The 20,299-nt window shown below is 61.8% G+C and carries 22 protein-coding genes; 17 read left to right on the top strand and 5 right to left on the bottom strand.

The features are described from left to right. Nucleotides 1-16 precede the first annotated feature (16 nt). The 9 genes from tatA (at nt 17) to B3C1_RS05395 (ending at nt 6,313) form a co-directional block, all read left to right on the top strand. Nucleotides 17-250 (top strand): Sec-independent protein translocase subunit TatA, encoded by a 234-nt coding sequence (gene tatA, locus B3C1_RS05355; RefSeq protein ID WP_008483424.1) that lies wholly within the window; start codon nt 17-19, stop codon nt 248-250. Continuing rightward, on the top strand, nt 250-561 hold the full coding sequence (gene tatB, locus B3C1_RS05360) for a Sec-independent protein translocase protein TatB (RefSeq protein WP_008483425.1): 312 nt from the start codon (nt 250-252) through the stop codon (nt 559-561). Before tatA ends, tatB begins: the two co-directional genes overlap by 1 nt. Next, nucleotides 554-1,285, top strand: coding sequence for a twin-arginine translocase subunit TatC (tatC, locus tag B3C1_RS05365; protein ID WP_008483427.1), 732 nt, complete (start codon nt 554-556; stop codon nt 1,283-1,285). The genes tatB and tatC overlap by 8 nt, the downstream gene beginning before the upstream one ends. After that, nucleotides 1,282-1,767, top strand: a complete 486-nt coding sequence (locus B3C1_RS19285; RefSeq protein ID WP_008483428.1) for a hypothetical protein — start codon at nt 1,282-1,284, stop codon at nt 1,765-1,767. The genes tatC and B3C1_RS19285 overlap by 4 nt, the downstream gene beginning before the upstream one ends. After that, nucleotides 1,764-2,546: a TatD family hydrolase gene (locus tag B3C1_RS05375; RefSeq protein WP_008483429.1), complete on the top strand. Its 783-nt coding sequence runs from the start codon at nt 1,764-1,766 to the stop codon at nt 2,544-2,546. The genes B3C1_RS19285 and B3C1_RS05375 overlap by 4 nt, the downstream gene beginning before the upstream one ends. A 25-nt stretch (nt 2,547-2,571) precedes the next feature. Further along, nucleotides 2,572-3,579 carry a porphobilinogen synthase gene (gene hemB / locus B3C1_RS05380; RefSeq protein ID WP_008483430.1) on the top strand — a complete coding sequence of 336 codons (1,008 nt, stop codon included), beginning with the start codon at nt 2,572-2,574 and terminating at the stop codon, nt 3,577-3,579. A 130-nt stretch (nt 3,580-3,709) separates the two neighbouring features. Further along, a complete protein-coding gene (locus tag B3C1_RS05385; RefSeq protein ID WP_008483431.1) occupies nt 3,710-4,423 on the top strand; it encodes a glycosyltransferase family 2 protein in 714 nt (237 codons plus the stop codon). Further along, nucleotides 4,420-4,686: a lipid-A-disaccharide synthase N-terminal domain-containing protein gene (locus tag B3C1_RS05390; protein WP_008483432.1), complete on the top strand. Its 267-nt coding sequence runs from the start codon at nt 4,420-4,422 to the stop codon at nt 4,684-4,686. Before B3C1_RS05385 ends, B3C1_RS05390 begins: the two co-directional genes overlap by 4 nt. Further along, nucleotides 4,670-6,313, top strand: a complete 1,644-nt coding sequence (locus B3C1_RS05395) for an ArnT family glycosyltransferase (RefSeq protein WP_008483433.1) — start codon at nt 4,670-4,672, stop codon at nt 6,311-6,313. The genes B3C1_RS05390 and B3C1_RS05395 overlap by 17 nt, the downstream gene beginning before the upstream one ends. A 54-nt stretch (nt 6,314-6,367) precedes the next feature. Here the strand turns inward: B3C1_RS05395 and B3C1_RS05400 are convergent, their stop codons facing one another. Next, nucleotides 6,368-7,243 carry a helix-turn-helix transcriptional regulator gene (locus B3C1_RS05400; protein ID WP_008483434.1) on the bottom strand — a complete coding sequence of 292 codons (876 nt, stop codon included), beginning with the start codon at nt 7,241-7,243 and terminating at the stop codon, nt 6,368-6,370. A gap of 184 nt (nt 7,244-7,427) precedes the next feature. On the opposite strand from B3C1_RS05400, the gene B3C1_RS05405 reads away from it, so the two are divergent. From B3C1_RS05405 to B3C1_RS05415, 3 genes are all read left to right on the top strand, one after another. Continuing rightward, nucleotides 7,428-7,904, top strand: a complete 477-nt coding sequence (locus tag B3C1_RS05405) for a DUF4124 domain-containing protein (protein ID WP_192813347.1) — start codon at nt 7,428-7,430, stop codon at nt 7,902-7,904. A gap of 62 nt (nt 7,905-7,966) precedes the next feature. Then, nucleotides 7,967-9,094 (top strand): PilT/PilU family type 4a pilus ATPase, encoded by a 1,128-nt coding sequence (locus B3C1_RS05410; RefSeq protein WP_008483437.1) that lies wholly within the window; start codon nt 7,967-7,969, stop codon nt 9,092-9,094. A 59-nt stretch (nt 9,095-9,153) separates the two neighbouring features. Further along, nucleotides 9,154-10,836 (top strand): methyl-accepting chemotaxis protein, encoded by a 1,683-nt coding sequence (locus B3C1_RS05415; RefSeq protein WP_008483438.1) that lies wholly within the window; start codon nt 9,154-9,156, stop codon nt 10,834-10,836. On the opposite strand, the gene B3C1_RS05420 is transcribed toward B3C1_RS05415, so the two are convergent. From B3C1_RS05420 to rhlB, 3 genes are read right to left on the bottom strand one after another with little or no spacing between them, the layout of a single operon-like run. Then, on the bottom strand, nt 10,826-11,146 hold the full coding sequence (locus tag B3C1_RS05420; protein ID WP_008483439.1) for a hypothetical protein: 321 nt from the start codon (nt 11,144-11,146) through the stop codon (nt 10,826-10,828). The genes B3C1_RS05415 and B3C1_RS05420 overlap by 11 nt on opposite strands. A 49-nt stretch (nt 11,147-11,195) precedes the next feature. After that, entirely contained in the window at nt 11,196-12,626 is a 1,431-nt protein-coding gene (locus tag B3C1_RS05425) for a Ppx/GppA phosphatase family protein (protein ID WP_008483440.1), read from the bottom strand. Nucleotides 12,627-12,636: 10 nt separating this feature from the next. Further along, on the bottom strand, nt 12,637-13,929 hold the full coding sequence (rhlB, locus tag B3C1_RS05430) for an ATP-dependent RNA helicase RhlB (RefSeq protein ID WP_008483441.1): 1,293 nt from the start codon (nt 13,927-13,929) through the stop codon (nt 12,637-12,639). 120 nt (nt 13,930-14,049) lie between these two features. On the opposite strand from rhlB, the gene trxA reads away from it, so the two are divergent. The 5 genes from trxA (at nt 14,050) to B3C1_RS05455 (ending at nt 19,274) form a co-directional block, all read left to right on the top strand. Further along, nucleotides 14,050-14,376 carry a thioredoxin TrxA gene (gene trxA / locus B3C1_RS05435; RefSeq protein WP_008483443.1) on the top strand — a complete coding sequence of 109 codons (327 nt, stop codon included), beginning with the start codon at nt 14,050-14,052 and terminating at the stop codon, nt 14,374-14,376. 182 nt (nt 14,377-14,558) lie between these two features. Next, nucleotides 14,559-15,824, top strand: a complete 1,266-nt coding sequence (gene rho, locus B3C1_RS05440; protein ID WP_008483444.1) for a transcription termination factor Rho — start codon at nt 14,559-14,561, stop codon at nt 15,822-15,824. Between the two features lie 152 nt (nt 15,825-15,976). Continuing rightward, on the top strand, nt 15,977-17,449 hold the full coding sequence (gene ubiD / locus B3C1_RS05445; RefSeq protein ID WP_008483445.1) for a 4-hydroxy-3-polyprenylbenzoate decarboxylase: 1,473 nt from the start codon (nt 15,977-15,979) through the stop codon (nt 17,447-17,449). Nucleotides 17,450-17,458: 9 nt separating this feature from the next. Next, a complete protein-coding gene (gene fre / locus B3C1_RS05450; RefSeq protein WP_008483446.1) occupies nt 17,459-18,154 on the top strand; it encodes an NAD(P)H-flavin reductase in 696 nt (231 codons plus the stop codon). Continuing rightward, nucleotides 18,117-19,274, top strand: coding sequence for an MFS transporter (locus B3C1_RS05455; protein WP_008483447.1), 1,158 nt, complete (start codon nt 18,117-18,119; stop codon nt 19,272-19,274). The genes fre and B3C1_RS05455 overlap by 38 nt, the downstream gene beginning before the upstream one ends. On the opposite strand, the gene B3C1_RS05460 is transcribed toward B3C1_RS05455, so the two are convergent. Beyond that, complete coding sequence (locus B3C1_RS05460; protein ID WP_237750968.1) at nt 19,271-20,233, bottom strand: AEC family transporter; 963 nt, start codon at nt 20,231-20,233, stop codon at nt 19,271-19,273. The two genes, B3C1_RS05455 and B3C1_RS05460, sit on opposite strands and share 4 nt — an antisense overlap. Nucleotides 20,234-20,299: the final 66 nt, after the last annotated feature.

Here is a 20,299-nt window from a genome sequence, read left to right on the forward strand (position 1 = left end):
CAACGGGGGATCTTCCATGGGAAACATCGGCATATGGCAACTGCTTATCCTGCTGGCCGTTATAGTCCTGCTGTTCGGGACCAAGAAACTGCGCAACCTGGGCTCTGACCTGGGCTCGGCCTTCAAAGGCTTTAAAAAGGCCATGCAGGACGACGACAAGGACCAGGACAAACTGGAAGACAAACCGGACGCCCAGTTCAAAGAAGACAAGCAGGAGGACAAGGCCAAGTCTGACAAGGACAAGGTCTGATGTTCGACATCGGCTTTTGGGAACTGGTACTGGTGGCCTTGATCGCCCTTATCGTACTGGGTCCCGAACGCATGCCCGGCGCCGCCCGTACCCTGGGCCGCTGGGTGCGCACCCTAAAGGGCATGGCCCACCAGGTGCGCACTGAACTGGAGCGGGAACTGGAAGCCCACGAGCTCAACGAAGCCATGAAAAAGGCCGACCAGCTGGGCATGGACAAACTGCCCGAGGACCTGGCCAAAACCGTGGACGAGATGAAGCGCAGTGCCCAGGAACTGGACAGGCCCTTCAAGGACAAAGACAAGCATGAGTGACATGCCGCTGTTGTCGCACCTGCTGGAGCTGCGCACCCGCATCCTGCGCGCCCTGATAGCGGTAGGCCTGGTGCTGTTGGTGATGGTGTTTTTCGCCAAGGATCTCTACCACCATCTGGCCTTACCGCTGATAAGCCAGATGCCCACCGGCGCCTCGATGATCGCCACCGACGTGGCCTCGCCCTTTTTCGCCCCCTTCAAGCTGGCCCTGGTGCTGTCGTTTTTTGCGGCCATGCCGGCGGTGCTCTACCAGATCTGGGCCTTTGTGGCCCCCGGCCTCTACCAGCATGAGAAGCGCCTGGTGGCGCCGCTGCTGGCCCTGTCCAGCCTGCTGTTCTACGCCGGCATTGCCTTTGCCTACTATGTGGTGTTTCCGGTGATCTTCGCCTTTTTCACCTCGGTCGCCCCCGAAGGGGTGACCATCGCCACCGATATCTCCAGTTACCTGGACTTCGTGCTCAAACTGTTCTTCGCCTTTGGCCTGGCCTTCGAGATCCCCATCGCCGTGATGCTGCTTTGCTACACCGGCGCGGCGGATCCCAAAAGTCTGGGCCAGAAGCGCCCCTATGTAATTGTTATCGCCTTCGCCCTGGGCATGCTGTTGACGCCACCTGACGTCATCTCCCAGACCCTGCTGGCGGTGCCCATGTGGCTGTTGTTCGAGGCCGGCCTGCTGTTGGCTCGTTTCGTCAAAAGCCGTTCAACGGAAGAGGAATCCTCATGAAACTGCGTTACCTGACCCTGCTGGCCTTGGCTTTTGGTTCCCAGGCTTCCATCAACGATAAATTGGCCCAGTGTGCCCAGCTAAGCGACAACGGCCTGCGCCTGGCCTGCTTTGACGCCCTGGCCAAGCAGGCCAAGGCCGACCCGGCCATGGCCGCCACCCCCGCCAGCAACGAGTCCCTGCGCCGCCCGGCCGTGGTGGCCAAGACCGAAGACAAGGCCGCCAGCTTCGGCATGGAACAGAAGGTGCAGCGGGAGACCCAGCTGGAACAGCTGACCGCCATCGTCACCAAGGTCGACAAGAACCCCTACGGCAAGCTGGTGATCGTGCTGGATAACGGCCAGATCTGGAAGCAGTCCGACTCCAACTACCTGTCCCTGAAAAACGGCGACAAAGTGGTGCTGGACAAGGGTGCCCTGGGTTCCATCTACCTCAGTACCGAAGGTTCCAACCGCAATATCCGCGTCAGCCGTAGCAAATGATCCTCTGCGACATCGCCCTCAACCTGACCGACAGCGCCTTTGACGGCGACCGGGACCAGGTGGTGGCGGATGCCGCTGCGGCGGGGGTGCATTACCTGGTGCTGACTGGCACCAATGAAGCCGAAAGCCACCAGGCTGCCGACTACGCCCAAGGCCGCCCCGGCATCTTTGCCACCGCCGGGGTCCATCCCCATTATGCCGCCGAGGCCTCAGCCGATTTTGTGGCCCGGCTGCGCGCCCTGGCCAGCCGCCCAGAAGTGCTGGCCATAGGGGAATGCGGCCTGGATTTTTTCCGGGATCTGTCCCCAAGGCCGGTGCAGGAGGCGGTGTTTGACGCCCAGCTGGCCCTGGCTACCGAGCTGAACATGCCGGTGCTGTTGCACGAACGGGCAGCGGCAGAGCGCCAGTTCGCCATATTGTCCAACCACCGCCGGCAATTGCCCGGCGCCGTGGCCCACTGCTTTACCGGCGACCAGGCCACCCTGGAGCGCTGGCTGGAACTGGATCTCTATATCGGTATTACCGGTTGGCTCTGCGACGAGCGCCGGGGCCAACATTTAAAAGAGCTGGTGCGGCTGATCCCCGATGATCGCCTGCTTATCGAAACCGACGCCCCTTACCTTATCCCACGGGATCTCAGGCTCAAGAGCCGTCGCAACGAGCCCCGTTATCTACCCCATATCCTCAACACCCTTGCTGCGTGCCGCCAGCAGGACCCCGCCGAACTGGCGGCCATAACCCTGGCCAACAGCCGGCGTTTGTTCGGTTTTGCTGGGTAGCAGGGGGCATTTTAGGAGTAACAAGATGCTAAACCGTGCGCCTTTTCCCAATACCCGCCTGCGCCGCATGCGCAAGCACGACTTCACCCGCCGCCTGATGGCGGAAAACCACCTGCGGGTGGACGACCTGATCCTGCCGGTGTTCATCATGGAAGGTGAAGGCCAGCGCCAGGCGGTGCCCTCCATGCCTGGCGTGGAGCGCCTGACCATAGACGAGCTACTCAAGGAAGTGGCGGAGCTGGTGGAACTGGGGGTCCCGGTTATCGACCTGTTCCCGGTCACCAACCCGGCGGCCAAGTCCCTGCTGGCCGAAGAGGCCTATAACCCCGAGGGCCTTATTCCCCGCGCCATCCGCGCCGTCAAGGCCGCCTTCCCGCAGATGGGGGTGATGACCGACGTGGCCCTGGACCCCTACACCACCCACGGCCAGGACGGCATCATCGACGAGCAGGGCTATGTCATCAACGACATCACGGTCGAGGTCCTGATCAAACAGGTGCTTTGCCATGTGGAAGCGGGGGCCGACATCATCTCCCCGTCCGACATGATGGATGGCCGCATCGGCGCCATCCGTGAGGCCCTGGAAGCAGCAGGCCATGTGAACACCAGCATCATGGCCTATTCCGCCAAGTACGCCTCTGCCTACTATGGCCCGTTCCGGGACGCCATCGGCTCGGCTGGCAACCTCAAGGGCGGCAACAAGATGACCTACCAGCAGGACCCGGCCAACAGCGACGAGGCCCTGCATGAAATCGCCCTGGATCTCGCCGAAGGGGCCGATATGGTGATGGTCAAACCCGGCATGCCCTACCTGGACGTCATTCGCCGGGTCAAGGACGAGTTCCGGGTGCCAACCTTTGCCTACCAGGTGTCCGGCGAGTACGCCATGATCATGGCCGCCGTGCAGAACGGCTGGCTGGCGGAAAGGGCCACCATCATGGAATCCCTGCTCTGCTTCAAACGGGCCGGGGCCGATGGCATCCTCACTTACTTCGCCAAACAAGCGGCGAAATGGCTGAAAGAAGCCCAGTAAAATTCATCAAAATGTCAAAAGCCGGTCATGACCGGCTTTTTTTTTGCCCTTAATTTTTTGTTAAGACTGGCTGGCCAGATTGAAATTTTAAACTATTGATAAATAGTGATTTTCAACCTTGAGAGGGAAAATGGATCTTTCCGTTATCATTCCTGCCAAGAACGAAGCCGCCAACCTGCCAGCCCTGCTGCAGGAAATAAACCAGGCCCTGGCAGGCCATGCCTTTGAAGTGCTGGTGATAGACGATGGCTCCAGCGACCACAGCTGGGCCCTGCTGGCCGAACTCAAGGGCCAATTTCCCTGGCTAAGGGCCTTGCGCCTGGCCCAATCTTCCGGCCAGAGCACCGCCGTCTGGCTGGGTTGCCAGAAGGCCAGGGGCCGCTTCGTCGCCACCCTGGACGGGGACGGCCAGAACGATCCCGCCGACATTCCCAAGCTGCTAACACTGGCCCGGCGGGTCCAGGGCCCTGCCTGTGTCTGTGGTATCCGTACCCGCCGCAACGACAGCTGGCTAAAGCGTGTTTCCTCCAAGGTGGCCAACGGCGTGCGCCGCCGCCTGCTCAACGACGGCGTGGTGGATACCGGCTGCGGCCTCAAACTGCTGGGCCGGGATCTGTTTTTAAGCCTGCCCTACTTCGACCATATGCACCGTTTCCTGCCCGCCCTTTGCGTACGCGTTGGCGCCACAGTGCTGAGTGAACCGGTCAACCACAGGCCCAGGACTGCCGGCACCTCCAAGTACGGCCTGCATAACCGGCTCTGGGTGGGGCTGGTGGACATGGCTGGAGTGCGCTGGCTGCAAAAGCGCGCCAAGCAACCCCAGCTGCAGGAGGAACTGCCATGACCATAGACTGGTGGCTGCTGCTGGGCTTTGGCGGCCAGTTGATGTTCTCGGCCCGCTTCCTGGTGCAATGGCTGGTCAGTGAAAAGGCCAAGCAGAGCATAGTGCCCAAGGCCTTCTGGTACTTTTCCATCGGCGGCTCCAGCCTGCTGCTGATCTACGCCATCTACCGCCAGGATCCGGTCTTTATCCTTGGCCAGAGCGCCGGTTTCATCATCTACCTTCGCAACCTGCAACTGATCAAAAAACATGAAGCAAGAAGCTGAATACCGCCTGGGTTGGCTGCTGCTGGTGCTGGTGGTTTTTGCCGGTATCGGGTTGCGCTGGCCCTGGCCGGCCGACGAACCCCGTTTTGCCCTGATCGCCCAGGAGATGGTCAACACCGGCCAATGGCTGATCCCGCACCGGGTGGGGGAACTCTACCCGGACAAGCCGCCCATTTTCATGTGGGCCATCGCCGTGCTGTTGTGGCTGAAGGTGCCGCTGAAAGTGGCCTTCCTGCTGCCCTCGGCCCTGGCAGGGCTGGGTACCGCCTGGCTGACGGTGGACCTGGCCCGGCGCCTGCACGGCCCCAAGGTGGCCACCTGGTGCCTTTGGCTGCTGGCTTTTACGGTGCAGTTCAGCCTGCAGGCCAGGACCGCACAGATCGACATGCTGTTGGTGTTCTGGGTCACCCTTGGCGGTTACGGTATTGCCCGCCATCTGCTGCTGGGGCCGGCCTGGGGCTGGTACTGCCTGGGCTTTGCCGCCGCCGGCTTTGGGGTGATCACCAAGGGGGTGGGGATCATCGCCCTCTTTATGCTGTTGCCGCTGCTGTGGCACCGGACGCTGCGCCAAAACATGGGCCACAGGGGTTGGCTTGGGCCTTTGTGCCTGCTGGCCGCCATCGCCAGCTGGGGCCTGCCCATGCTGTGGTACGCTGCCCACAGCCACAACCCGGAGGCCATGGCCTACCGGGACAATATCCTCTTTAACCAGACCGCCAACCGCTATGTCCACTCCCTGGGGCATCGCCAACCGTTTTGGTATTACCTGCTGGAGGTGGCGCCGCTGTTCTGGCTGCCCTTGTCTTTGTTGGCGCCTTTCCTGGTCAAGCCCTGGTGGCGTGACCGGGCCAAACCCGCACTGCTGCTGCCGCTGGTGATGGTCCTGGCGATACTGCTGTTCTTTTCCCTGAGCCCCGGCAAACGCGGCGTCTACATTACCCCGGCCCTGCCTTGGCTGGCCCTGGCCATAGCCCCCTATCTGGAGGATTTGGCCCGCCGCACCTGGCCAGGGCGACTGATGGTAGGGGTAGCCTGGGCCCTGCCGGTACTGTTGCTTATCGCCGCCTTCGTCCCCAAGGTAAAGGCCCAGCTGCCCGCAGGGGGCTTGGTGTTCCCCCTGGCCACGGCCGGGGCCATGCTGCTGGCCCTGGTGCTGACCCGCAAGCAGCCGCCCTGGCGACGCTGGGGCTTGGCCCTGGCCGCCTTCTGGGCCGGGTTTGGCCTGCTGGGGGGGCCGGTGTTGGACGGCCTGCGCACCCCCAGGGACATGATGGCGGACGTGGCCAGCCGGATAGGCCCCCAGGGGCTCCTGGCCCTGCTCGATTACAAGGAACAATTGGCCCTCTTTGCCGACCGGCCTGTGGTGCAGTTTGGCTTTCACAGCCCCATGGATGCCCAGCGGGCCGCCGCCAGGGATTGGGTACGCCAGGGCCCCAACTACGCCGTTATGGGCCCCAAACGGAACCTGCAAAGCTGCTTCGCCCTCACAGAGGCACAGTTTATCGGCCGCAAGCACAGCGCCGACTGGTACCTGGTGGATGCCGGGCAGCTCGTTGATGGCTGCGAGGCGGGGGTAACACCGGCACCCCTCTACCAGGGCCCGAACTACGGCCTGGCCGGGCATTAAACGCCAGCCATAAAAAACCCGCCGAAAAGGCGGGTTCTTTTTATGGCGTCGAGCTCAGTTGTCGTCGGCTTTACCCAGAAGGGCGGCAGCCAACTGGCTGGCCAGGCGCTCCCGTTCCAGCAGGTAGTAATGCCCTGTCTCGTCGCAACGGCCGATAAATTCCATACCCAGCACGTTACAAAGGGAATCGGCATCCCCCCGGTAACCGCGCCAGATGATGCCGTGAATGTGACTGCTACGGGTAATGCGATTCATCAGCTTACGCAGGCAACGCTCAAGCTGGCTATCGCAAAGACCGCCGGCATGGGTCACCAGCAGGTAGCAGGGGGACTTTTCGTCCGGCTGCTGGGCTGCGGTCAAATCGCGGAAATAGGCTCCGGCGTCAACGGCGATGGCGTCCTTGGCCGACTTCTTGATGGGCACCATCACCATATGGGCCAACAGCAGGTCGTGGTGGCGGATCAACTGATGGGAGATACGACCCTGGCGATTGAGGCGGCGGCAGGCTTCTATCATGGTGTCGCCGGCGTCACAGGCGGCTACCCAGCGATGAAAGCGCTCGAATTCCTCGGGGTCGTCCTCGCTCATGTCCACACCCACCTTGAGGTGATCGGCAACACGGTAGCGGTAAAAGAAGGCACGAAGGCGCGTCCATGGCTCCTGGAGCAGAAAAGCGTCAGCCAGCTCCTTGGCTTCATGGTCGTCACTGTCGCAGAGTGTTTTTAGCGGGTCATCACCCACGGCAGCGATGATCTGGGCCTGACGATACAGGGAAGGCGTAGTGACACCCCTTTCCCAGCGACTGATCGTAACGGCATCCAGCCTTGCAAAGGCTTCCCTTCGGCAGGAGAGGTGGTGGGCAAATTCTTCCTGCGAAAGACCCAGTGTTCGCCGCTTCGCTTTGACGAAAGCGGAAAATTCAAAGTTCATCAACCACCTATTGTGCTTGAAGTTGTATGGCAGTGGTCGCGCCGCAAGTTTCCCTTTCGGGACTTGTCTTGGTAAATAGCATAGTGTCCTCCCCTCTTCACCCTTATGCCTAATTCTTAAGCTCTTGTTATTTAAGAATCGGATGATAGTCTTTAACTACTTGTTACATTTTTTGAGAAACAGCATGCCCCGTCTCTGGCTTTTTGTCACCCTGTGTTTTTGCGCTGTTGCCGCCCAGGCAGGGGTCTATCAGTGCAAAACAGCAGACGGGCGGGTGGAATACCGCGACACTCCTTGCAAGAAGGGGGCCCAACAGCTGTATCAAAAGGACAAAAACCCGCCGACGGCCCGCACCAAAGTGACCCGCAGCCAGGAGTACAAACCCCTTATCGGCCAATGGTGCAATTTCGCCACCTCTTTGTCTCTCACCGGTTCCAAGGACCTCAATCACCCGGCCCAGTGGCTGTTCGGTGCCACCCAGTTGGAGGTGAAAACCTCAGCCCTGCAGATTATCGCCGATTTTACCCAAGACGGGGACAGGTTGACGGTAGAGGATCCCAGATTGGGCAACTACCATCTGGTTATGCAGGGTTCCGACGGCATGGTCATGAAGGGCGACTACGGCTATTACTTCTTCCGCCGTGGCCAGTGCGCCCCTTGATGTCGACGGGCCGGCAAGGTCATCCTTAAGGCGCTTGCACTCGACATCATAAGAAGAAACCCATGATAGATATCGACCAATACCTCACGCTGCTGGCCCGCAACGAAGGCTCAGACCTTTACCTGTCCACGGGCGCCCCGCCCTGCGCCAAATTCCACGGCCAGCTCAAGGCCCTGGCCAAGGACCCCCTTGGCCCCGGCGAGATCCAGGACGTGGCCCTGGCCATCATGGACGAAGAACAGCAGGACAAGTTCAAGAAGGAGCTGGAGATGAACCTGGCCCGCTCCATTCCCGGCGTGGGTCGCTTTCGGGTCAATATCTTCAAGCAGCGCAACGAGGTGAGCATCGTTGCCCGTTATATCCGTAACGACATCCCCAAGCTCGAAGACCTGGGCATGCCCGAGGTGCTCAAGGACGTGATCATGGCCAAGCGCGGCCTGGTGCTCTTTGTGGGCGCCACCGGTTCGGGCAAGTCCACCTCACTGGCGGCCCTTATCGATTATCGCAATACCAATGCCAGTGGCCATATCATCACCATCGAAGATCCGGTGGAATTCGTCCACAAGCACAAGAAGAGCATCATCAACCAACGGGAAGTGGGCACCGACACCCGCAGCTTCCACAGCGCTCTGATCAACACCCTACGCCAGGCCCCGGACGTGATCCTCATAGGTGAGATCCGTGACCGGGAAACCATGGAGCACGCCATCGCCTTTGCCGAAACCGGCCACCTTTGCATTTCCACCCTGCACGCCAACAATGCCAACCAGGCCCTGGATCGCATCATCAACTTCTTCCCGGAAGAGCGCCGGCCCCAGCTGCTGCTGGACCTGTCCCTGAACCTGCGGGCTTTCGTATCCCAGCGGCTTATTCCGACGGTGGACGGCAAGCGCTGCGCCGCCGTCGAGATCCTGCTGGGCACCTCCACCGTTCAGGACATGATCAAGCGCGGCGATGTGCACGCCATCAAGGAGATCATGCAAAAGTCCGAGAACTTGGGCATGCAGACCTTCGACACGGCCCTGTTCAACCTGCACATGGACGGTAAGATCGACCTGGACCAGGCTCTTCGCAATGCCGACTCCGTCAACGACCTGCGCCTGAAGATCAAATTGGCCAAAAACCAGAACGCCGGGGACGGCGGCAGCTTAGACCTTCGTCTAGAAGGCGACGAAGAGCCTCAGGAATAGCCGTGGCAGGCCGATAACATAAAAACAACAATAAGTGCCTGAAATAGGGGGATAAAGGCATGAAATGGCAGATCCGCAATAAGATGTTACTGCTGGCGGCCTTGCCCGCCATGGTACTGGCCCTGGCCATCCAACTGATGGCCAGCTACGGGCAACAGCAACTGGGGGAACAAAGCGTCGGCGAGTTCCGCCAGGCCCTAACCGAAGCCAAGAAAGCCGAGTTGGTGCATTATGTGGAGCTGGCCTACAGCGCCATAGCCCCCCTTTACGAGGGGCCCGACGCCATGTCGCCAGCCACCCAGGAAGAAGCCAAAAGGCGGCTGCGTGCCCTGCAATACGGTAAGGATGGCTACATCTTCGGCTACGACGACAAGGGCACCAAGGTGTTCCAAGGCCGAGGCGGTAAAGGGGAAGGCAGTAACTTCTGGGACCTCAAGGATAGCCACGGCGTCTACCTTATCCGCGAACTGGTGGCCGCCGGCAAGCAAGGGGGCGACTTTGTCACTTACCACTTCCCTCGGCCCGGCAGCGACACCACCGCCTATCCCAAGCTGTCTTACGCCATCTTTCTGGATAAATGGCACTGGATGATCGGCACCGGTTTCTATGTGGACGACATCGACGCCATGGTGGCCAAGCAACAGGCCGACCAACAGCAGGCCCTCGGTAAACTGCGTTACCAGCAGTGGGGGTTGATGCTGGCCATGCTGGTCTTGGTACTGGCCCTGGCCGCCTGGGTAGCCAGCACTATAGTACGGCCCCTGCGCCACCTCACCGACAACCTCACCGACCTGGCCAGCGGCGAAGGGGATCTCACCCGGCGCCTGGCCGTTGAAGGTAACGACGAGACTGCGCAACTGGCCGGTGCCTTCAATACCTTTGTGTCCAAGATCCATGAACTGGTGCAGGCCCTCAGCGGCAGCATAGAGCGGCTGCAAGGGCTCAATACCGAACTGCGCCAAAGCGCCCGCCAGGCAGCCGACGCCCTGCAGCGCCAGGCCGGCGACGCCGACCAGGTGTCCCATGCCATGGAACAAATGGCCCTGGCCACCCAGAACGTGGCTGAATCGGCCCAGAGCGCCGCCCAGGCCACCCAGGATACCGACCGCCAGGCCCAGGCCATGAAAGCCAATGTAGACGACACCATAGGCGCCATAGACGGCTTGGCCAAGGACATCGACAGGGCCGCCCACGGCATAGAAAACCTCGGGTCAGACGTGGAGTCCATCGGCTCTATCCTGGATGTGATCCGCGCCATCGCCGAACAAACCAACCTGCTGGCCCTCAATGCCGCCATCGAAGCGGCCAGGGCCGGCGAGCAGGGCCGGGGCTTTGCGGTGGTGGCAGATGAGGTCAGGTCCCTGGCCAGCCGCACCCAGCAGAGCACCGAGGAGATCCAGACCAAGATCGGGCAACTGCAACAGGGTTCAAGGGGCGCCGTGGCCACCATGCTGGAAAGCCGCAAGATCAGCGAGCTGGCGGTGGAGAAGGTCTACGGCACGGGAGAGATATTGGCGCAGATCACCAGGGCGGTGTCGGAGATCAACGGCATGAACAGCCAGATAGCCACGGCCGCCGAAGAGCAATCCAGCATCGGCGCCGAGGTGAATCAGAATCTGTCACGGATAAGCCACCACATCAGCGACACCGAGACGGTGACGGCCCGCAACAACCAGCTCTGCGAATCCCTGGACAAACTCAGCCGGGAACTGGCCCAGCTGACCGCCAGATTCAAGGTTTGATACGCCTGACCACGCTGTCCTGGCCCGAGGTATCCACGGGCCGGGGCCCTTCCGGGCGCTGGTAACGGTCGCCGTGCTTGAGCCAGTGATCTTTGGGAAGATGGATCAGGAAGAAATTCTCCCTGTGGGTGTCGGTGACCAGCCCCATACCCACCAGCGACAGCTCGAAATGCACGTCATTGATGTAGTCCAGGGTAAAACGCTGGCGGCCCGTCAACTGCTGCACGTCCTCACGGGTCAGATAGACCCCTTCGGTAACATGTCCCACCCGCTCACGGAGCCAATGTGCAAATTCTTTGGCGCTTTTCATTGTTTGTCCTCATGGCGCCTGCCCATGACTTTGTTATAGCAAAGGGCGGCTAGGACAAGATCAAACGCAGGCCAGAGTTGTGAAGATGCGCCGCTTCTTCGGCAAGCAGATCGGTCAGCAGGGGCCTGCTGTCCAGCCAGTTGGCCGGCAGTGAAAGGGTCAGCAGGGTGCTCTTGACGGTCAGCTGGAGCGGCGGCGGAGCACGGCGCGCGGCGCAAAGACGAATGGCAAGGCGCAGCACCGCCAGGGGCAACAGCAGGTGGTCGGCAACGGCCAAGGGGCCGTCCTGGTGGGCGATAAGAGCCACCAGGTCGCGGCGACTACCCTGGCAAAAGCCCGGCAAGTCCAGATGCCCAAGGAGGTAGGCCCCATGGTTGGCCGCTTCCTTGAAGCCCACCGCCAAGCCCAGTTCATGGAGGCGGGCAGCGGCCTGCAGCAGCGCCCTTTCACGCTCGCCCAGGCTGCCGGGGGCCAGGGCCTCGGCCAAAGTGGCCACCCGCCGGCCCTGCTCCAGGTCCAGGGAAAAACGCGCCTCCAGGGCCGCCAGGGTGCGGCCACGGACATCTTTGTCTCGATCCGGCAGCAAGCCGTAGATCACCCCTTCACGCAGAGCGCCCCCCGAGGCCTCCATGGTGCCCACCTCAAGGGTCTCGAAGATGGCGATAAGGATCGCCAGCCCCGCCGCGAACACCGGCTTGCGCTCATCTGCCAGGCCGGCCATGGCCAGCCGCTCCAGCTGGCCACAGGCTACCGTTGCCGCCAGGGTCTGGCGCAACCTTGGCAGGGTCACCAGCTCGTCCTCCCCCCTGGCCAGTTGCACCTCCTGCACCGCCTGCACCGACCCTGAAGCCCCTACGCAATGGCTCCAGCCCAGGGCCAGGTAGCGGTCTTTCAGGCCCGCCAAACGGGTACTGGCCGCCTTGATGGCAGCATCGAACTGGGGCTGGCCAAGCTGGCCGTCGGGGAAATAGCGTTGCTGGAAGGTCACGCAGCCCATTTCCAGGCTGCGCAGCTCATGGTGGGCAAAGTCGGTACCGATCACCAACTCGGTGGAAGCGCCGCCAATATCCACCACCAGGCGCCGGCCGCTTTGGCCGCTGGTGTGGGCAACACCCTGATAGATAAGGGCCGCTTCTTCTTCGCCGGAGATGACTTCGATGGGGCAACCGAGGATGCGCTGTCCCTGCTCCAGGAACTGCTCGGCGTTTTTGGCGTAACGGAGGGTGGCGGTGGCCACGACCCGGACCTGGGCGGCGGGGATGCCGTCCAGGCGCTCGGCAAAGAGGGAGAGGCAGGCCCAGCCCCTTTCCATGGCTTCCAAGGACAGCTGGTAGTCGTCCCCCAGGCCAGCGGCCAAGCGTACCTTGCGCTTGACCTTGGCCAGGGTTTGCACCTGGCCATGGCAGGAACGGGCAACCAGCATGTGGAAGCTGTTGGACCCCAGATCGATGGCCGCATAAAGCGGACTACTGGCGCCCATGGAGCTGGCCTTAGTTCGCGTTGCTGCGACGAGGACCGCGGCCACGGCCACGGTTACCGCCGTTACCACCCCGGTTTTGGCCGGGACGGTCACGGCCGGCCCGGTGCAGGCGCAGCGGCGGCTTGAGATCGGTCAACAGGGCGTCACTGTTGTACTGGGTCACGGGGATCTCGTGGCCTATGTACTCTTCGATGGCCGGCAGGTTGAAGACGTACTCTTCGCAAGCCAGGCTTGCCGCGTGGCCGGAGGCGCCGGCCCGGCCGGTACGGCCGATGCGGTGTACGTAGTCTTCACAGTCGTCAGGCAGGTCGAAGTTGTAGACGTGGGTCACCGCCGGGATGTGCAGGCCACGGGCCGCCACGTCGGTGGCCACCAGGAAGTCCAGCTTGCCCTGGGTGAAGTCCTCGAGGATCTTCAGGCGCTTCTTCTGGGGCACGTCACCGGTCAACAGGCCAACGCGGTGGCCGTCGGCAGCCATGTGGCCCCAAACCCGCTCGCAGACGATCTTGGTGTTGGCAAAGACGATGGCCCGCTCAGGCCAGTCTTCTTCAATCAGGGTCAGCAGCAGCTTGAACTTGTCTTCCTTGGAGGGATAGAACAGCTCTTCGGAAATGCGGGTACCGGTCTTCTGGGCCGGGTCTGCATTCACGTGTTTGGGCTCGTTCATATGTTCGTAGGCCAGTTCCTGCACCTTGAAGGACAGGGTGGCGGAGAACAGCAGATTCAAGCGCTGGTCCGGCGCCGGCATGCGCCTGAACAGGTAACGGATGTCCTTGATGAAGCCCAGATCGAACATCCGGTCCGCTTCATCCAGCACTACCACCTGGATGGCCTTGAGGTCAAAGACGCCCTGTTTGAAGTAGTCGATGATGCGGCCGGTGGTGCCGATCAGCACATCGATACCGTCTTCCAGCTGTTTGCGTTGGCTATCGTAGCCTTCGCCGCCATAGATTAAGCCCATCGTAAAATTCGATGCCTCGGCCATGGCCACCGCATCCTTATGGATCTGCACAGCCAATTCCCGGGTCGGCGCCATGATAATGGCACGGGGTTGTTGCGGCTTACGATCGGCGGAAGCGGGATTTGTTAACAGATGGTGGAAGGTGGCCGCCAGGAAGGCAATGGTCTTGCCGGTACCGGTTTGTGCTTGACCGGCAACGTCTTTTCCCTGAAGGGCGATGGGCAGGGACAGTGCCTGAATGGGCGTACAATTGTGAAAACCCTTCTCGGTAAGGGCATTCAGTACGGGCTCTGCCAGGCCAAGTTCTTCGAACTTGATTTCGGTTAAATGCGTCTTTGTCATAGGCTTCCAAGCATATCAGCTTCGGCTTGCAATAAGGAACAGATTCCTTTGAAATAGGTCCAGCTAGCGCCGAGGGCCACTGTAGTTCGCCCCGGTTTGCACCCACTTTTGGAGAAAGCCATGAGCGATAAAATTGTTCACTTGAGCGACGACAGCTTCGAGACCGATGTTCTGCAAGCCCAAGGCCCTGTACTGGTCGATTTCTGGGCTGAGTGGTGCGGTCCCTGCAAGATGATCGCCCCGGTGCTGGATGACGTGGCTGAAGAATATGCTGGTCGCCTCACCGTCGCCAAGCTGAATATTGACCAAAACGGCGACACCCCGCCGAAATTCGGTATCCGCGGTATCCCCACCCTGCTGCTGTTCAAGAACGGCCAGATTGCCGCCACCAAGGTTGGTGCGCTGTCCAAGACCCAGCTCAAAGAGTTCCTGGACGCCAACATCTAAAGCCGACCCACAAGGCGCCACCCCGGCGCCTTGTTTGTTTTGTCAACGATTTTTCCTAGACGCCGTAGCGGTTCGCTGCTAACTTAGTCCCGTATTACTTCCCTTCATGCCCTTCCTGTGTTCACGCCGGGGCGTGATTTTTTCCCGTTTGATATCAAAAACGTTTTAGACAACCCACCACTATGAATCTTACCGAGTTGAAGAACACGCCAGTTTCTGAACTGGTAGCCCTGGCCGACCAGATGGGCCTGGAAAACATGGCGCGGGCGCGCAAGCAGGACATCATTTTTGCCATCCTCAAAGCCCACGCTAAGTCCGGTGAAGACATCTTCGGCGACGGTGTCCTTGAGATACTGCAAGATGGTTTCGGCTTTCTGCGCAGCGCGGACTCCTCTTATCTGGCCGGCCCCGATGACATTTATGTCTCCCCCAGCCAGATCCGCCGCTTCAACCTGCGCACCGGTGATACCATCTCAGGTAAGATCCGGCCGCCCAAGGAAGGTGAACGTTACTTCGCCCTCCTCAAGGTCAGTGAGGTCAACTTCGACCGCCCCGAAAGCTCCCGCAACAAGATCCTCTTCGAAAACCTTACCCCCCTGCATGCCAACAGCCGCATGCGCATGGAGCGTGGTAACGGTTCTACCGAAGACATCACCGCCCGGGTGCTGGACTTGGCGTCCCCTATCGGCAAGGGCCAGCGCGGCCTGATTGTGGCACCGCCCAAGGCCGGTAAGACCATACTGCTGCAGAACATTGCCCAGAGCATCACCTACAACCATCCCGAGGCTTCCCTCATCGTGCTGCTCATCGACGAGCGCCCCGAGGAAGTGACCGAGATGCAGCGCCTGGTCAAAGGCGAAGTGGTGGCCTCTACCTTCGACGAGCCAGCCAGCCGCCACGTCCAGGTAGCCGAGATGGTGATCGAAAAGGCCAAGCGCCTGGTCGAACACAAGAAAGACGTGGTGATCCTGCTGGACTCCATCACCCGTCTGGCCCGCGCCTACAACACTGTGGTACCCAGCTCCGGCAAGGTACTGACCGGTGGTGTGGACGCCAACGCCCTGCACAAGCCCAAGCGCTTCTTCGGCGCCGCCCGTAACGTTGAGGAAGGCGGCAGCCTGACCATCATCGCCACCGCCCTTATCGACACCGGCTCCAAGATGGATGAAGTCATCTACGAAGAGTTCAAGGGCACCGGTAACATGGAACTGCACCTGTCCCGCAAGATCGCCGAGAAGCGTGTCTTCCCGGCCATCGACTTCAACCGTTCCGGTACCCGCCGCGAAGAGCTGCTGTGCCGCGAGGACGAGCTGCAGAAGATGTGGATCCTGCGCAAGATTTTGCACCCCATGGACGAAATCGCCGCCATGGAGTTCCTCATCGACAAGCTGTCCATGACCAAGACCAACGACGAGTTCTTCGACGCCATGAAGCGCTCCAAGAGCTAAGCTCCGTTGCCTTGAAAAAACGGTCGCCCTGGCGGCCGTTTTTTTATGGCCAGGCCCCGTTTCGGCCGCCGGTCACCCGGGCCGGACCACCGGGCTGCCTTTGGCCGGCCAGACCGGTATAATGACGCCACTTCCACCGACCCAGGCGGCCAATGAAATACCGGGACCTTCGCGACTTTATCGACCAGCTTGAAAAAATGGGCGAGCTCAAGCGCATCAAGCACCCCATCAGCCCCGATCTGGAAATGACCGAGATCGCCGACCGCACCCTGCGGGCCGGTGGCCCGGCCCTGCTGTTCGAAAACCCCATAGGCCACAGCATGCCGGTGCTGGCCAACCTGTTCGGCACCCCCAAGCGGGTGGCGCTGGGCATGGGCCAGGAGGACGTTGGCGCCCTGCGCGACGTGGGCAAGCTGCTGGCTTACCTCAAGGAACCCGAGCCTCCCAAGGGCTTCAAGGAACTCTGGGACAAGCTGCCGGTGTTCAAGCAGGTGCTGAACATGCCGGTCAAACGGCTCAAGTCCGCCCCCTGCCAAGAGCTGGTGCTGGAAGGGGACCAGGTCAACTTGGACGACATTCCCATCCAAAAATGCTGGCCGGACGATGTGGCCCCCCTGATGACCTGGGGCCTGACCGTCACCCGTGGCCCCTACAAGCAGCGCCAGAATCTCGGTATCTACCGCCAGCAGAAGCTGGGCCGCAACAAGCTGATCATGCGCTGGTTGTCCCACCGGGGCGGCGCCCTGGATTTTGCCGAATGGAAAGAAGCGCACCCCGGCGAGAAATTCCCGGTGGTGGTGGCCTTCGGCGCCGATCCGGCGACCATTCTCGGGGCCGTGACCCCGGTACCGGACACCCTGTCCGAATACGCCTTTGCCGGCCTGCTGCGGGGCAATAAGACCGAAGTGGTCAAGGCCCTGAGCTGCGACCTGGACGTACCGGCCAGCAGCGAGATTGTTCTGGAAGGCTACATAGACCCGGAAGAGACCCACATGGAAGGGCCCTTCGGCGACCACACCGGCTATTACAACGAGCAGGAACGGCACGCGGTATTCACCGTCACCCACATCAGCCGCCGCCAGGACGCCATCTACCACAGCACCTACACCGGCCGGCCCCCCGATGAACCGGCGGTGCTGGGGGTGGCCCTGAACGAAGTGTTCGTGCCTATCTTGCAAAAGCAGTTCCCGGAAATCGTCGACTTCTACCTGCCCCCCGAAGGTTGCAGCTACCGCATGGCGGTGGTGACCATGAAGAAGCGCTACCCCGGCCACGCCAAGCGGGTGATGCTGGGGGTCTGGTCTTTCCTGCGCCAGTTCATGTACACCAAGTTCGTCATCGTCTGTGACGACGACATCGACGCCCGCAACTGGCAGGACGTGATCTGGGCCATCACCACCCGCATGGACCCCAAGCGGGACACCGTCTTTATCGAGAACACCCCCATCGACTTCCTGGACTTTGCCTCCCCGGAAGCGGGGCTGGGGTCGAAAATGGGCCTGGACGCCACCAACAAGTGGCCGGGCGAAGTGCACCGGGAATGGGGTAACCCCATCGTCAAGGACCCCGAGGTTGTCGCCCGTGTCGACGCCATCTGGGACCAGCTTGGCATCCTCGACAACTAAAGAGCTGTTATGCAACGAATTCAATGCCGGGTGCAGGACGTGCGCCCCTTTACCGACACCGTCTACCATGTGCGCCTCGAAGCGCCGCAAGGGGTGGATTTTGCCGCCGGCCAATACCTCAAGGTGGTGTTGGCGGAAGACGACAAGCGCCCCTTCTCCATCGCCTCCCTGGCCGGTGAAGCCAGCCTGGAGCTGCACCTGGGCGCCTTCGGCCCCGACTCCTGGGCCATGCAGGTAGTGGAGCATTTTCGCAATAATGAGCTGGTGGAACTGGAACTGGCCGCCGGCCATGCCCAGCTGCGGGAAGACTCCACCCGGCCGCTGATCCTCATCGCCGGCGGCACCGGCTTTTCCTATGTGCGGGCCCTGGTGCGCCGCGCCCTGACCCTGGACCCGGCTCGGGACATCCAGCTGTTCTGGGGCGGCAAAACCCCCGACGCCCTCTACCTGCACGAAGAAATGCAGGCCCTGGCCCAGCAGCACCCGAGCCTGCGCTACATACCGGTGCTGGAAGACAAACCCGCCGGCTTTGCCGGTGAGCAGGGCCTGGTGGTAGACCTGGTCAAGGATATGAACCCGGATCTGTCCGGCTTCGACATCTATATCGCCGGCCGCTTCGAGATGGCGGCGGTCGCCAGGGATCTGTTCCTGGCCCATGGAGCAGTACGTGAAAACCTCTTCGGCGACGCTTACGCCTTTATTTGATCTGCTGGCCCTGCTGCTGGTCGCCCTCAACCTGAGGCCGGCCCTGTCCAGCCTGGGGCCGGTGCTGCCGGAACTGGGCCTGAGCGCCACCAGTGCCGGCTGGCTGACCACCCTGCCGGTGCTCTGCCTGGGCCTGTTTGCGCCCCTGGCGCCGCTGCTGTCGCGCCGCCTTGGCCTGGGCTGGGCGGTGCGCCTGGCCTTGCTGGCGATCCTCGGCGGCGTGCTGTTAAGGGGCCTGGGCAGCCCCTGGGCCCTGTTCCTGGGCATGACCCTGGCCGGGGCCGGCATCGGTGTGGCAGGGGTGTTGCTGCCCGGCATCGTCAAACGGGACTACCCGCGCCACGCCGGCCTGATGACAGGTTTTTACACCATGGCCCTGTGCCTGGGGGCAGCGGCCGCCGCCGGTACCATGGTGCCCCTGGCCAGGCTGCTGGATGCTCCCAGCCAGGCCCTGGCCTTCTGGGCCCTGCCCGCCGTACTGGCCCTGCTCGCCTGGCGCCGCCAGGACAAGGCCCAGCCCAACCTGCCGGCGGTAAGGCCCAAGCCCCTGTGGCACTCCTCCCTAGCCTGGCAAGTCACCCTCTATATGGGCTTGCAATCCTCCCTGGCCTATACCGTCTTCGCCTGGCTGCCCAGCATGCTGATCAGCTGCGGCCTGACTCCAGAACAGGCCGGCTGGCTCACTTCGGTATCGATCTTTATCCAGGCGCCGGCGGCGCTGCTGGCGCCGTCCTTGAGTCACCTCGGCCGTAACCAGAAGCTGCCGATACTGCTGGCCATGGGGCTGGTGTTGGCGGGGTTGATGTTGGTGCTGCTGGGTAGCCCGGCTTGGCTTTGGCCGGCGGGCATAGTGCTGGGCATGGGCCAGGGGGCCTCTTTTGGCCTGGCCCTGGCGCTGCTGGTGCTGCGCAGTGCCGACAGCCAGGTGGCGGCCCGCTTGTCGGGCATGGCCCAGGGGCTGGGTTATACCCTGGCGGCCCTGGGACCCTTGGCAGTGGGCGCCTGGCATGACGCCTTCGACAGTTGGACCTCGGTGGCGCCGCTGCTGGCCGCTATCGCCCTGGCCGCCACCCTGTTTGGGTTACTGGCCGGCCGCGACCGGCAGATCCACGGGGCTTAAAGCAGGCCGAACAGCCGCATCAGGAAGATACCGCCGGACAGGCTCAGCACCGAGCCCAGGGTAGAGGCGAGGATGATGTTGGCGGTGAGCTGGGCGTTGGCCCCCATGGCCCTGGCCATGACAAAGGCTGCCGCCGCCGTCGGCGAGCCCAGCATCACAAACAGCAGGGCCACGTCCTGGCCGGCAAAGCCCAGGGCCCAGGCCAGCAAGCTGAACACCCCCGGCATCCACACCAACTTGACCAGGCTGGCCTGGGTGGCCAGCTTGGAGTCTGAGCGCAGATCTCTCAGGTTCAGGGTGGCCCCTATGGTCAGCAGCGCCAGGGGCAGCGTCATGCGCCCCAGGGATTCCCCCGCATCCACCACCACAGAGGGCAGCTCCAGCTCCATCAGCGACAGGGGTAACGCCAGCACCACCGCGATGATCAACGGGTTCTTACAGACGTTCTTGAAGGTGGCCAGCCAGTTCTGTTCGCGGCTGGACAGGGCCAGGATCGACAGCACGTTGAACATGGGAATGCCCAGGGCCAGCAGCACCGAGGCCCGGGCCAGGCCAGCATCGCCAAAGAGACTTATGGCCATGGCCAGGCCGATGATGCCGAAGTTGGAACGAAAGGCCCCCTGCACGAAGGCCCCCCTGTCTGCGTCCGCCAGGCCCTTGAGCTTGGCCCAGAAAGCACAGGCCAGGTAGGTACAGAGCACCGCCAGGGCGGTCAGGCCCATCAGTGGCAGGTCCAGCACCTGGCGGATATGGGTCTGGCTGATGGACATGAACACCAGGGTCGGCAGGCAGACCAGGAACACCAGGCGTGAACCGGTCTGGACGAAGGCTTCGTCCAGCAGCCTGGCCCGTTTCAGCAGTGCCCCCAGCAGTACCAGCAGGAAGATGGGCGCCACCATGCGGGTGGTGTAGAGCAGGGTATCCCAGTAGAGCGCCAGGCCCTGGAGTTGGTGATTCATGGAGAAGTACTGCCGATGGAAGAAGGGCCGAGCCTCCATCTAAGCGGCTTTGACAGACCAGCTCAA

Origin of the sequence: Gallaecimonas xiamenensis 3-C-1 (assembly GCF_000299915.1) — a bacterium.
Classification (GTDB): domain Bacteria; phylum Pseudomonadota; class Gammaproteobacteria; order Enterobacterales; family Gallaecimonadaceae; genus Gallaecimonas; species Gallaecimonas xiamenensis.

What these genes read in the sequence shown, in the direction of transcription:
- tatA (WP_008483424.1), top strand. Translation starts at nt 17, where the DNA reads ATGGGAAACATCGGCATATGGCAACTGCTTATCCTGCTGGCCGTTATA.
- tatB (WP_008483425.1), top strand. Translation starts at nt 250, where the DNA reads ATGTTCGACATCGGCTTTTGGGAACTGGTACTGGTGGCCTTGATCGCC.
- tatC (WP_008483427.1), top strand. Translation starts at nt 554, where the DNA reads ATGAGTGACATGCCGCTGTTGTCGCACCTGCTGGAGCTGCGCACCCGC.
- B3C1_RS19285 (WP_008483428.1), top strand. Translation starts at nt 1,282, where the DNA reads ATGAAACTGCGTTACCTGACCCTGCTGGCCTTGGCTTTTGGTTCCCAG.
- B3C1_RS05375 (WP_008483429.1), top strand. Translation starts at nt 1,764, where the DNA reads ATGATCCTCTGCGACATCGCCCTCAACCTGACCGACAGCGCCTTTGAC.
- hemB (WP_008483430.1), top strand. Translation starts at nt 2,572, where the DNA reads ATGCTAAACCGTGCGCCTTTTCCCAATACCCGCCTGCGCCGCATGCGC.
- B3C1_RS05385 (WP_008483431.1), top strand. Translation starts at nt 3,710, where the DNA reads ATGGATCTTTCCGTTATCATTCCTGCCAAGAACGAAGCCGCCAACCTG.
- B3C1_RS05390 (WP_008483432.1), top strand. Translation starts at nt 4,420, where the DNA reads ATGACCATAGACTGGTGGCTGCTGCTGGGCTTTGGCGGCCAGTTGATG.
- B3C1_RS05395 (WP_008483433.1), top strand. Translation starts at nt 4,670, where the DNA reads ATGAAGCAAGAAGCTGAATACCGCCTGGGTTGGCTGCTGCTGGTGCTG.
- B3C1_RS05400 (WP_008483434.1), bottom strand. Translation starts at nt 7,243, where the DNA reads ATGAACTTTGAATTTTCCGCTTTCGTCAAAGCGAAGCGGCGAACACTG.
- B3C1_RS05405 (WP_192813347.1), top strand. Translation starts at nt 7,428, where the DNA reads ATGCCCCGTCTCTGGCTTTTTGTCACCCTGTGTTTTTGCGCTGTTGCC.
- B3C1_RS05410 (WP_008483437.1), top strand. Translation starts at nt 7,967, where the DNA reads ATGATAGATATCGACCAATACCTCACGCTGCTGGCCCGCAACGAAGGC.
- B3C1_RS05415 (WP_008483438.1), top strand. Translation starts at nt 9,154, where the DNA reads ATGAAATGGCAGATCCGCAATAAGATGTTACTGCTGGCGGCCTTGCCC.
- B3C1_RS05420 (WP_008483439.1), bottom strand. Translation starts at nt 11,146, where the DNA reads ATGAAAAGCGCCAAAGAATTTGCACATTGGCTCCGTGAGCGGGTGGGA.
- B3C1_RS05425 (WP_008483440.1), bottom strand. Translation starts at nt 12,626, where the DNA reads ATGGGCGCCAGTAGTCCGCTTTATGCGGCCATCGATCTGGGGTCCAAC.
- rhlB (WP_008483441.1), bottom strand. Translation starts at nt 13,929, where the DNA reads ATGACAAAGACGCATTTAACCGAAATCAAGTTCGAAGAACTTGGCCTG.
- trxA (WP_008483443.1), top strand. Translation starts at nt 14,050, where the DNA reads ATGAGCGATAAAATTGTTCACTTGAGCGACGACAGCTTCGAGACCGAT.
- rho (WP_008483444.1), top strand. Translation starts at nt 14,559, where the DNA reads ATGAATCTTACCGAGTTGAAGAACACGCCAGTTTCTGAACTGGTAGCC.
- ubiD (WP_008483445.1), top strand. Translation starts at nt 15,977, where the DNA reads ATGAAATACCGGGACCTTCGCGACTTTATCGACCAGCTTGAAAAAATG.
- fre (WP_008483446.1), top strand. Translation starts at nt 17,459, where the DNA reads ATGCAACGAATTCAATGCCGGGTGCAGGACGTGCGCCCCTTTACCGAC.
- B3C1_RS05460 (WP_237750968.1), bottom strand. Translation starts at nt 20,233, where the DNA reads ATGAATCACCAACTCCAGGGCCTGGCGCTCTACTGGGATACCCTGCTC.